The sequence below is a fragment of the Bombilactobacillus sp. ESL1202 genome, assembly GCF_058107125.1.
On sequence record NZ_CM176590.1, the window covers coordinates 1,097,353 to 1,109,087 of the forward strand.

Sequence of the window (11,735 nt, forward strand, 5' to 3'; positions counted from 1 at the left end):
CAAGTACGATCACGTTTATCCAATTCCAGATTCAGTGCCGTAAGATCTAATTAATAAATTTAAGGAAAATGGTAGTTATTAATGAGGTTAAACGTAGGGGCGACCGAGGAAAATAGTTATTTGAAGTTAACAAATGGCTTTCCAGTCTTAAATCCGTTCCAAAATGACTAAATCTTTCAGTTTATCAGAAACTAAATATGGATGTGTAATACAGACTCAAACATTATTCACTGTCTAACTTTAAAATAGCCGTGGTCATCTCATCAATATCTATCTGAGTTTCATGCTTATGGACTAATTTAGTGAGCAACTATACATCTGTCCATCATGGTCACCACTGGTAGCCTTTACCATCAATAATTGGCGGTCAATATGATAATCCGCTATTCGTGCCCACATTCTAAATTTACTTAAAACATTCTTACTCTACTTTGCTTGCTTTCCAACTCATCGAATAATCCCAAGCCGCCAGCTCCTTTAGGATATAGTTTAATTAAGATGTTGGAAACTGTGGTTTAACGACCGTAGTTTTTTGTTATGTACAAGGTGAAAATAAAAGTAAGTACTAAATTCAATGAGTATCAGAAATTAGTTTAAGCTTTAAAAATCCGTCCTAATTTTGGGGTGCATCTTATCAAGTCTTAATTGCTAAGGGGGGTTAATATTTAGGGACGCATAAAGAGCTTTTACTTGGAAAAACAAAGTTTCAAAATAGGCTATTTAACAACTTCAAATACTTCACAAACGCAAGGTATTTGAAAATTAAAATTCTGTTTTAATTGCTGGTATTCTAGCTTGAAAAAGTCTTCATGAACTTGACGCCAATATTTTAAAGTTCGATCACCTTCGCCTTCGTGATAAGCATGCTCAGCGCTAACCTGATCAAAAGGGATAATTTCAACGACTTTAGTTTGTGTGATACAAAGTGGTTGATTTTGACCGTCTAAAATAATATTATAGTCGCCAACTTTTGGTAAACGTTCGTGCTCTTCGTAGGTCTCCAATGCTGAAGTAGTGGCGGTTTTTTGACTGCTTAAGACTAGTTTACCTAGGTCTGTGGCCATCTGAGCATTGTCACCAAAACTATAAACCTCGTGATGAAGATTATCACGAAGCAATTGGTGTTGTTGGCGGAATTTACGCCAAAAATCGTCAATAATTGTTGCTTTCATAAATTACTCCTTTAAAATTCAGAAAGTATAGCATCAACTTTATTTTCGAGATTCATTTTATCATACTGATTGATCGATTATTTTAAAGCATTAAGACTTTTGCTCAGAACTATTTTGTTCTTGATTTAACAGCATGCGGTCATATTTTTTGGCAAATGGATAATAGATAAAGAAACTCATGATCAACATTAAAGTTTGCCAGATAGCTCCTTGCCAACCACCTACAATTAATCCTGAAATAATTGCTGGTGTAGTCCACGGAACATAAACACCATTAAACGGTGGAATAATGCCCAAAGCAATAACGGCATAAGTTAAAAGTCCAGAAAGAACAGGTGTCAAGATGAAAGGAACTGCAAGAACTGGATTTAAGACAATTGGTAGACCGAATAAAATTGGTTCATTGATATTAAACAAAGCTGGCACAATTTCTAATTTACCTAAAGTTTTCATCTGTGCGGACTTGGCAAAAATAAACATAAAGACAACTAAACCGATAGTCATGCCAGCGCCAGTAACTGTTAAGCATTGATCCATGAAAGATTGAGTGACGATATGTGCACCATGTGCCAGTGATAATTTACCAGCTTTATATAAAGCCAAATTATCTGAATTGTTTGATAGTAACAAAGGTCCCATAATACCACCAACAATAGTTGATCCATGAACACCGAAAAACCATAGAAAGACTGGCAATAGTGAGATAATAATAACTCCTAGAAGTCCATCGGTTGCGTGTTGTAATGGAATTTGAATTACTTTATAAATCCATTCCGCCAAAGTAGTATTAAAGTCGAGTTTGAAGATTCCATAAACTATTGCGGCCAACGAAATAATAGCCGCAGCAGGAATTAATGCGACAAAGGAGGCAGAAACGTTAGGTGGTACTTGTTCAGGCATTTTGATTGTAATTTTCTTTTTTAAAAACCAAGAATAGAGCCAACCAACGAATAATCCTACCAGCATGGCAATAATCATCCCTTGGCCACCCAGCCAGTTTTTGTCAATCACACCAGAGACTTGCCAAGCAGTGGAAGTTTTAGTGGGATGGGCAATATTAGTAACAGTCGTGATAGTGCTCGGCTGTAAAATGATGTCTACGGTAACCGCTAACAATCCGGCTGGAGCAGCATCAAAGCCTTCGTTTTTCACCCACGAGTAAGCAATACCAAAAACTGCAAATAAAGCCATAATGCCAAACGAAGCATCACTAGCTTGCATAAAAACTGGGCCAATTCCAATTTGATTAAAGTAGGCCTGTAAAGCAGGAATTGGTGGCTGACCTAAAATTAAGAAAATCGCCCCCACAATAATGAATGGAATGGGATAAATCATGCCATCTTTAATCGAACGCAATGGTTTGGTGTTAACCAATTTCATGACTGGTGGTAAGAGTTTTTTATTAATAAAATCTTTCATTGGAAAAGCTCTCCTTAATATTATGATTTCATTTTGTCCTTAAGTATCAGCAATGTATTACAATTTAAAATTGTACACGTACAGTTTAAGACAAAAGATGCTTTTTTGCAAACGATTTCTTGTTGAATAATATTAAATTTATTAGTTAACATGACGAGTTAAGGGTAAAATTAAGAAAACTGAAGGGGGCAATTCAATGCTCAAGTATCAAAAAGTTGCTCAACAATTATTAAGCTTTATCCAGCAAAATTATTTACAACAAGGAGATAAGTTACCCAGTTTAACAACGCTGATGGCTAAATATCAAACAAGTAAGACAACGATTTTAAAAGCATTATCTGAATTGGAATGGGATGGTTTAATTTATCAAGTTCAAGGTAGTGGGACTTATGTTAGAAAGCCACCTAAGTCAGGTTACATTAATTTTTGTAAAACTAATCACGGCTGGACTAATGACCTAGATGTTGATCAATTCCAAAATGTAGTCGTAGATGTACAAAAAAAGCAGCCTAATTCAACAATTGCTGCCAAATTAAACTGCTCAATAACCACGTCTGTTTATCAAGTCCAACGCAAAAAATTAGATAATGGACGAGTCTTATGTTTAGAAAATTCGTATTATAATACAGAATATGTGTGTTTTTTAGACCAAAATATTGCTCAAGGTTCAATTTTTCATTATTTAGCACAAACTTATCAAATTCAAGTTGGTTTTTCCGATAAATATTTTGCAGTGCGGCCATTAACTAATAAGGAAAGTCAACAACTAGTTTTGCCCAAAAATAGTTTTGGGTTAGTTGTGCAAGAGGTTTTTTATACAACCAATGGGCAAATATTTGATTATTCTGAGAATGTTTATAATTATCAAACAACTAAATTTTACCTGTAAATTAAAAAAATGGAACAACTATCACTAAAAGTTGCAATGAACTTTAGTTTGTTGTTCCATTTTTCTTACATTCCGCGATCCATGTGGTATAAGTCTTGGAAGTGTTGATTAGTTTGCGCTAGTTTCTTGGGATTACCTTGCATTTTAATTTGACCTTGGTCTAAGAAAACTACTTGGTCAACGTGATTAATGCCTTGGAGATGGTGTGTGACCCAAATAATCGTTTTATCTTTTAAGACGGTAAAAATAGTTTCTAATAAATCATGTTCGGTAATTGGATCTAAGCCGACCGTTGGTTCATCAAGTAAGACAATCGGCGCGTCCTGAAGCAAAATACGCGCTAAAGTAATGCGTTGCTGCTCGCCACCAGAAAAACGTGCCCCAGCTTCTTGGACTGAAGTTTCGTAACCGTTTGGCAAATGCTCAATTAAATCAGTTAATTGGACCGCCGCTAAAGCGGCTTTAACTTGTTCATCCGATTTATTTTCGTTACCGAGCCGAACATTATTCATAATTGAAGTGTTAAATAAAAATGGCTGTTGGTTTAAAAACGAAAATAACTGCTTTTGCTCAGCCTGTAGAGCCCGAACGTTAATGCCATTTAAAGTGACTTGGCCTTTTTGTGGGGCTAAATCACCATTGATTAATTGTAAAAGGGTGGTTTTGCCCGTACCACTAGGACCAATTAAGGCTAACTTTTGTCCGCGTTGGATGGTTTGGTTAAAATTAGTCAGTAAAATGGGCGAATCAGCATCGTATTCAAACTGTAAGTTTTCCAATTTTAAAGTTTGAAAATCGACAGCAGCTAAACTTTGGGCTGCAGGTAATTGTTGGAGCGTGGGTTTTAAATGATTTAAGCGATTGATAGAATCTTTGTAAACTGGATATTCTTCAAAACCTTGACTAATTGGAATAATAGCTTCGCCAATTGGTGAAACTGCTAAGACAAAAGCTGCTGTGTAATTGGCTAATTCTTGACTACCGGTAAAGTGTAAATTAGTAAAAATAAGCATCGCTAGAAAAATTAGCGCGAGGATGACTTGCAAGTAAAAATCACGTCGCCAGCGGAAATGTTTACTGGTCAATTTAGATTGATTCAATTGCTGCACTGTTTGTAAGGTACGATTTTGAAAATCTTGTTGGCGACCAGCCAAAATCCAATCTTGAACCCCTAAAATATTATCTGTTAATTGGGTGTAAAGTTGATCTTTAAGTTGCTTTTGGTGGTTGCGGCGTGCAGCTTCAATGGCCGTCGAAACTAATGGTATAACTAAAATTTCTAATAATAATAAAATTGCAATTAAGATAGCAAACCATAAGTCAAAGTAACCGAGGGCAATCGTAATTAAAACTGCTAAAATTAAGCCCACCACGGTTGGAAAAACGGTGCGTAGATATAGATTTTGTAAATGGTCAATATCTTCGGCCAAGAGACCTAATAAGTTACCGCTTTGATATTTTTCGCGAAAGAAAGCCGCGTCTTTTTCGACGGTTTGGTATAAACGTGTTCGTAAGTTAGAGGTAACTTTTAAAACCCAATTATGACTTTTTAACCGTTCCAAATACTTAAAAGTTGGTCGCCCAATTCCGAAGGCTCGGGTTAATAAAATTGCTGGATAAATCAATAGAATGTTAAACGGATGGGTGGCAGAACGATCAATCGTATAACCAGAAGCAAACATCAAGGCGCCACCACAAAAAATAGTTAAGACACCTAATAATAAGGCGGTGGCTAACAAAAACTTATATTGTTTTAAATACGGCTTGACCCAAGTATCATTTTTCCACATTAGAGGTCACCTCGCATTCGGAAAGTTAAATCATAAAATGGACCACTAGTTTCTTGTTGTAACTGAGTAATAGAACCTTGCTCGACAATTTGCCCGTGATCCAACACGATGACGTAATCCATTTGCTGCAGCCAATGCAGTCGATGGGTTGCAAAAATTACTAAGTGTTGCTCAAATAATGGTAACATTGTTTGCTTGAGGCGATACTCAGTTTCGATATCTAAGTGCGCTGTCGGTTCATCTAATAAAATAATTCGTCGTTTTTGAGCCAAAAAGGCTCGTGCTAACATGATCCTTTGACCTTGACCGCCAGAAATGCCACGACCGCCTTCACCAACATAAGTTTGTAATCCTTTGGGTAAACTAGCAATGAAGGCAGTTAAACCGGCTTGCTCAACCGCAGCTTGTACTTGCTGAGTTGTGGCTTTTGGTTGATAAAAGCGAATATTATTTTCAATCGTATCACTAAATAAATATGGTTTTTGTGGTAAATAGGTGATTTGCTTTTGCCAATTTGTTTGCGATAAATGAGTTACTTCTTGACCATTAACTTGAATGGAGCCTGTTTTGGGTGCTAAAAAGCCCCCTAAAGTATCCAATAAAGTCGTTTTACCCGCACCAGATTTACCAATAATAGCCACTTTTTGATAACCGTGTAATTGTAGATTGATGTCTTTGAGATTGACTAATGATTGTGCCGCATCATATTGGAAGTTTAAGTTTTTAATTATCAATTGACTGTCTTGATTCCATTGCTTGTCATTTAACAATGCTTGGCGTTGGACTGTTGGGTGTCGGAGTAATTCGTTGGCAGCACTAAAGGCATTTTTACCATCTAAGGTGGCATGATAGTCATTGGCAAAATTACGTAATGGTAAAAAGTATTCTGGCGCTAAGATTAACGTAACTAAAGCGGGATAAAGGGGAATCGTCCCCTTGATTAACGCTAATCCTAAAAAGACTGCCAGTAACGCAATAGATAAAGTAGTAAACCAATCAAGCGCAAAGGTTGATAAAATTGCAATTCGTAAAGTGCTCATGGTTTTTTTACGATAATTTTCGCTAACGGTTTGAACGTTTTGAGCATAGTCTTTACTTAAACCCAACATTTTTAATGTAGTTAAGCCCCGCAAAGCATCTAAAAAATGATTAGATAAAACAACGTATTCATCATATTGAGCGTCGGCTTTATCTTGAGCAGCATAGCCTAAAATAATCATGAAAAGAATGATAATGGGAAAAACTAAGATTAAAATCCAGCCAGAAGTTTTATTTTGACAGAAAATGAAGACCAAAATTACCCAGGGAATAATCATCATATCCATGAATTTAGATAAAATTAAATTGAAATAGTTATTAACCTTGTCCATACCATCTAAAGTTTCAGTTACTAAATTGCCAGAACCGTTTTGAGCAACTAGATCTGGGCCAGCTTGGTAAATCTTTTCAAGAATGTGGTGGCGCATGTCCTCTGTCGTATTAGTGGCAAAATGATCTAAGATAATATTTTTACCCCAAGTGATTAAGTGGCGCAATAAAAAGGCGACTAAAAAACCACTCGTTGGTAACCACAAATGGTTCAAAGAATGTTGTTGCCACGATTGCACTAGGGCTTTAGTTAGAAAACTAGCTTGTAATAAAATCATAAATGCTTGCAAGACAGTTAGTCCTGCAAGCATTATAAAGAGCGATTTTATTTTTGGTAATTTAAATAATCGCTGATCTATCATAAATTAACGAGTCGCTTTCTTGGTCGGTACGCGATGAGCGAAAATGTAGTATGACCAAATAAAGTAAATTAAAACAATTGGTAATAAGACACAAGTTACGATCGTCATCACTGTTAAAGCAGCTGGTGAGGAAGAAGCATTTTTAATTAAAATGTCATGAATTGGGTTAGTAGCAATCATTACCCGTGGGAATAAGCCGTTAAAGATTAATAAAACAACAAAGGCTAAGGATAAACCACTACCAACTAAACTCCAGACTTCATGATCTTTGTAAGTTCCCCAAGTACCAATAATGGACATAATCACAATCATTAAGGTAATTAAAGTACTAGAAACTGGTTTGTTAGTAAAGAAATCAGTTTGGAAAATGACTAATAAAGCAAATACTACTTCACCAACGAATAAAACGGGGTATAAATAACGATTTAAGTTGCGTGCTCGTTCTCTTAAAATGCCTGTAGTTGTTAAACGAGTATAGTTTAAACCGTGAATTAATGACATTAAGACGCCTGCAATGCCACCAACTAGTGATAACCAATTGATAATATCGAAGAAACCAGCATGGATATCGCCATTAGCATTAATCGGCACACCTTGAATCATACTGAAGAAAATAATGCAGAGCATTAAGGGAGCAATCAAGCTACCAGCAACAAAGACGTTATACCATAAGTGACGGCCACGTTTAGTTTCAGCATGGTCAGCAAATTCAAAGGACACGCCACGAATGATGAGTCCTGCTAAAACGAGCATAAACATCACGTAGTAGCCAGAAAACAAACTAGCATACCACATTGGAAATGAGGCAAACATTGCACCGCCGGCAGTTACTAACCAAGTTTCGTTAACCACCCAGTGAGGACCAATGATTTTTAACATTGTTTGTTTTTCTTCATCAGTGCGCGCAATGATACCAGAGGCCATACCGACACCGAAGTCAAAACCTTCAAGAAAGAAAAAGCCAATAAATAAAATACAAATTAAAACGAACCAAATAAATTGTAAAGCACTCATTAGTCAAAGGCCTCCTTTGCGAATGGATCGGAAGTGACAGCATCTTTTTGTGTGGCACTAGGCCCTTCAATGGCACTTAAACCTTTATGCAGAGTTTGCCGAGCATAAAAGATCATGACGCCACCTAAAACAGTAAATAACAAGAAATATAAGATATTACTAAAGACTAACTGACCGACCGTAGTTGAAGGTGAAACGGCATCGGCAATAGTATATAATCCATAAACAATCCATGGATAACGACCTAACTCAGTCACTAACCAACCAGCGGTATTAGCGACAAATGGCAACCATAAAGCAATACCAGCGATATATAAGAACCAACGTTGGTTTTCAATATGATTTTTCTTAGGTCTGGTTAAATATAAGCCCACTAAAGCAATTAAAATAAAGAGGGCGCCAAAGCCAGCCATAATTCTAAAGCTCCAGAAAATAGCTGTGGTTGGAACATAAAAATTCTTTAAATTACGAATACTTTTACTCTTATTATCAGCAAATTTTTGTTTGAGTTCTTTGTTAATGGTATTCATACCCTTAACTGAACCTTGAGGTTTGTGGTAAGCCAACAAACTTAACATATAAGGAACGGAAATTTCGTGGTTGACTTTGTGATCTTTGGTATCAAAAGTTGCCACAATTTTCCAAGAAGCTGGTGAACCAGTATCTTGATATTCACCTTCAGTAGCGGCAAATTTCATTGGTTGATCTTCAATGATTTGTTGGGTTTGATAGTCACCAGCAACAACGACCCCAATGGAAGCAATTAAGCCAAACCACAAACCGAAACGTAATGATTTTTTGAAAAACTTTTTATCTGTTTGCTTTCTAATTAAAGCCCAGGCACTCATGCCAATAATGACAAAGGAAGCTGTCACAAAGGCTCCTAAAATCAAATGGGGAAAAACCCGCCATAATTGAGGATTACCAACAATACTACCAAAATCAGTCATCTGCGCATGATGCGTTTTAGCGTTGATAGTAAAACCAGTTGGATGCTGCATGAAACTATTAGCAGTTAAAATCCAGATGGCTGATAGCATTGTACCAATGGAAGTTAACCAAATAAATAAGGCATGGATTCCCGGCTTGAAACGATCCCAGGTAAACATCCAAACACCAATGAAAGTGGATTCCAAAAAGAATGCCAATAACGCTTCAATGGCTAATGGTGCACCGAAAATATCACCCATAAAGCGAGAATAATTGGACCAATTCATTCCGAATTGAAATTCTTGGATTAAGCCGGTAACAATTCCGACGGCAAAACTTAATAAGAAGACTTTGCCCCAAAATTGTGCCATTTTTTTGTAAATATCATCTTTTTTGATGGCATAGATAGTTTCCATGATGGCAACTAGGAAGCCTAAACCGATTGAGAACGGCACAAAAAAGAAGTGAAAAATTGTGGTCATTGCAAACTGAAATCTTGCTAATGATAACAACGATAAACTTAAAGTTAACACTTGACTTCACACTCCTTGGATTATGTAAAATTAATTACATTAATACACAAATTACCAACTATTACTGTAACATAAAATTAGCAAAATAAATGCTTTTTTGACCAAAAATAACATAATTCTAGTCAATTAAGTGATCAAAATCTTGATGATTTAAAATGTAAAGCACCACTTTATTAAGTTTAATGCATAATTATTATTTATCTAGTGGTTGCCTCTTTTTCGGTGGTTACTTTTTTTAAATAAATGACAATTCTCAGTTATAAGTCATAATCTAAAAATGGCAATAAAAAAGAAGCAACAACGTTAGTTGTCACTTCTTGGAGGAGTAAGGATGTGAATACAATTTATATGTTGTAGCAACTATACGGTTAACTACATTGATAATCATATTAATTAATTATGATGAAAATGTGAAGAAAAGGTGGCAAAAGTTAGCTTTTTATTGTTTAAGAATTGTTCTTGGTTTTAAAGCGCCGGTGCGAATTATTGGCCGGTGGAACTGGATTTTGTATAGGTGGTTGATAGTAATTGTTGGGATCGTTTGGATTAGGATAATTATTCATCGGTATCTGGCCAGATTGATTATTAGGCATATTATTATCTACTTGGGCTGGTTGTTGGTAATCGTTCATTGGTTGGTTGAATTGATTATTATTTGGCTCTTGTGGTAGTGGTGCCTGCGGTTGTGGTTGCTGTGGTGCCTGATAATTATTATTAGAAGTTAAAGGGGGTTGTTGAAAATTATTAGGTGCTTGATATTGATTATTTTGTGGATAGTTATTTGACATCTGATATTGATCATTAGGATTTTGGGGTGGTTGATAACCATTCGGCATTGAATTGGGTTGATTATTAACAAAATTTGTTTGATTGGTATAACCACTAGTCGGATTTTGATAAGCGTTATTGGGATCATAAGCACTGTTACTGTAAGAATTACCATATTCATCAACTGGTGGGGCGAAGAAAAATTTATTAATTAAATTGGCAATTACCATCAATGTTCCGATACCAATGCCAATCCATGACCAAATCATCAATCCGGGAAAACTAAGAGCATTAAAGATGCCCATAACCCCGCCTAAAATAAAAATAATAAAACTAACGATAGCCGGAACCACACTAGTGCTGGAATTGCAGACAATATAAATAATTCCAGCGACTAAGAAAGCTAGTGCTACCAAGACACTGGCGGTGCTTCCAAGGTCGGCATAGCCCATTAAGGCTTGAATAAAGCTATCAAATTTGAATTGAATGATGATTACAATAGCTAAGATAATGGAAATGGTACCCGTAATCAGTCTTGCTATTTTCATAATAAGAGAACCTCCAGCTTGTTTTTTAAATAATTAGTACTTGTAAGCTATTATTTTTAATTTGTCTAGTTAATTGCATTTTACCGCAAACTACGGTTTGAAACCAATAATTTATTATTAATTAAAAATAATGTACAATGAAAAAATTGAGGTGATAAAAATGAAAATTGGGATTATCGGCGCTGGTCGCATTGGCAGTGCAATGGTTAAGGGCTTATTAAAAGCCAAACTAGCACCACAGGATATTATGGTTCAAAAAAGTCGGCATCAAACTGCTCAAAAATTAATTGAACAGTACGGTTTGTCTGCAGCTGATTCAGTGCAAGCTTTAACAGCTTGTAATTTGATTTTGGTAGCTATTCCCGCTCCAGCGGTTGCTCAAGTAATTCAAGAGTTAAGTGCAGCTGCTTATCAAGGCATGATTGTTTCAGTTTCTGGTGGTGATTTGAATCAAATCAATCAATTATTACCAAGTTCAGCTAGTTTTGCTAAAGCTGTTCCGAACACGGCAGTGGAAATTGCCCAAGGAATTATTGCAGTTAGTTTTAAAGAGCAAGAGACTGTGGCTAACCAAGAACTGGTTGTTAATTTGTTTAAGCAAATTGGTCAAGTTTATGTGGTTCCGGAAAATAAACTAAGTATTTATGGCACAATTGCTGGCTGTACACCAGCTTTAATGGCAGTAATGATGGATGCTTTAAGTGATGCTGGGGTCTTTTACGGCATGAATCGGCAAGATAGTCACGAAATTATTTTAAAAATGTTAACGGGAACTGTTCAATTAGTTCAAGCGCAAAAATTAGATTTTGAATCTTTAAAAGACTACTCTGCAACTCCAGGTGGTTCCACCATTCGCGGGGTAGCTGCTTTAGAAGAAAATGGCTTTCGCGGTGCTTTGATTAAGGCAATTAAAGCGTGTGAAGAATAAACCATCATAATTGA

At 36.1% G+C, this 11,735-nt stretch carries 9 protein-coding genes; 2 read left to right on the plus strand and 7 right to left on the minus strand.

The features are described 5' to 3' along the window. Positions 1–716 precede the first annotated feature (716 nt). A complete protein-coding gene (locus AC3B7A_RS04875) occupies positions 717–1,172 on the minus strand; it encodes an ASCH domain-containing protein (protein ID WP_489755015.1) in 456 nt (151 codons plus the stop codon). 90 nt (positions 1,173–1,262) lie between these two features. Beyond that, positions 1,263–2,591 carry a PTS sugar transporter subunit IIC gene (locus AC3B7A_RS04880; protein WP_489755016.1) on the minus strand — a complete coding sequence of 443 codons (1,329 nt, stop codon included), beginning with the start codon at positions 2,589–2,591 and terminating at the stop codon, positions 1,263–1,265. Positions 2,592–2,787: 196 nt separating this feature from the next. On the opposite strand from AC3B7A_RS04880, the gene AC3B7A_RS04885 reads away from it, so the two are divergent. Further along, a complete protein-coding gene (locus AC3B7A_RS04885) occupies positions 2,788–3,480 on the plus strand; it encodes a GntR family transcriptional regulator (RefSeq protein ID WP_489755017.1) in 693 nt (230 codons plus the stop codon). Positions 3,481–3,545: 65 nt separating this feature from the next. Here AC3B7A_RS04885 and cydC read toward each other — a convergent pair whose 3' ends face one another. The 5 genes from cydC to AC3B7A_RS04910 all read right to left on the minus strand — a co-directional run bounded on the left by cydC (position 3,546) and on the right by AC3B7A_RS04910 (position 10,793). Beyond that, positions 3,546–5,270, minus strand: a complete 1,725-nt coding sequence (cydC, locus tag AC3B7A_RS04890; protein WP_489755018.1) for a thiol reductant ABC exporter subunit CydC — start codon at positions 5,268–5,270, stop codon at positions 3,546–3,548. Beyond that, the gene (cydD, locus tag AC3B7A_RS04895) at positions 5,270–7,000 is read right to left on the minus strand and encodes a thiol reductant ABC exporter subunit CydD (RefSeq protein WP_489755019.1); all 1,731 of its coding nucleotides are present in this window, start codon (positions 6,998–7,000) and stop codon (positions 5,270–5,272) included. The genes cydC and cydD overlap by 1 nt, the downstream gene beginning before the upstream one ends. 3 nt (positions 7,001–7,003) lie before the next feature. Then, positions 7,004–8,014 carry a cytochrome d ubiquinol oxidase subunit II gene (gene cydB / locus AC3B7A_RS04900; RefSeq protein WP_489755020.1) on the minus strand — a complete coding sequence of 337 codons (1,011 nt, stop codon included), beginning with the start codon at positions 8,012–8,014 and terminating at the stop codon, positions 7,004–7,006. Continuing rightward, on the minus strand, positions 8,014–9,477 hold the full coding sequence (locus tag AC3B7A_RS04905; RefSeq protein ID WP_489755021.1) for a cytochrome ubiquinol oxidase subunit I: 1,464 nt from the start codon (positions 9,475–9,477) through the stop codon (positions 8,014–8,016). The genes cydB and AC3B7A_RS04905 overlap by 1 nt, the downstream gene beginning before the upstream one ends. A gap of 446 nt (positions 9,478–9,923) precedes the next feature. Further along, a complete protein-coding gene (locus AC3B7A_RS04910; RefSeq protein WP_489755022.1) occupies positions 9,924–10,793 on the minus strand; it encodes a DUF308 domain-containing protein in 870 nt (289 codons plus the stop codon). A gap of 130 nt (positions 10,794–10,923) precedes the next feature. Here AC3B7A_RS04910 and AC3B7A_RS04915 point away from each other — a divergent pair, with 130 nt between their 5' ends. Continuing rightward, entirely contained in the window at positions 10,924–11,721 is a 798-nt protein-coding gene (locus AC3B7A_RS04915) for a pyrroline-5-carboxylate reductase family protein (protein ID WP_489755023.1), read from the plus strand. The last annotated feature ends 14 nt before the right edge of the window (positions 11,722–11,735 follow it).

What these genes read in the sequence shown, in the direction of transcription:
- AC3B7A_RS04910 (WP_489755022.1), bottom strand. Translation starts at nt 10,793, where the DNA reads ATGAAAATAGCAAGACTGATTACGGGTACCATTTCCATTATCTTAGCT.
- cydC (WP_489755018.1), bottom strand. Translation starts at nt 5,270, where the DNA reads ATGTGGAAAAATGATACTTGGGTCAAGCCGTATTTAAAACAATATAAG.
- AC3B7A_RS04875 (WP_489755015.1), bottom strand. Translation starts at nt 1,172, where the DNA reads ATGAAAGCAACAATTATTGACGATTTTTGGCGTAAATTCCGCCAACAA.
- AC3B7A_RS04885 (WP_489755017.1), top strand. Translation starts at nt 2,788, where the DNA reads ATGCTCAAGTATCAAAAAGTTGCTCAACAATTATTAAGCTTTATCCAG.
- AC3B7A_RS04880 (WP_489755016.1), bottom strand. Translation starts at nt 2,591, where the DNA reads ATGAAAGATTTTATTAATAAAAAACTCTTACCACCAGTCATGAAATTG.
- cydB (WP_489755020.1), bottom strand. Translation starts at nt 8,014, where the DNA reads ATGAGTGCTTTACAATTTATTTGGTTCGTTTTAATTTGTATTTTATTT.
- AC3B7A_RS04915 (WP_489755023.1), top strand. Translation starts at nt 10,924, where the DNA reads ATGTACAATGAAAAAATTGAGGTGATAAAAATGAAAATTGGGATTATC.
- cydD (WP_489755019.1), bottom strand. Translation starts at nt 7,000, where the DNA reads ATGATAGATCAGCGATTATTTAAATTACCAAAAATAAAATCGCTCTTT.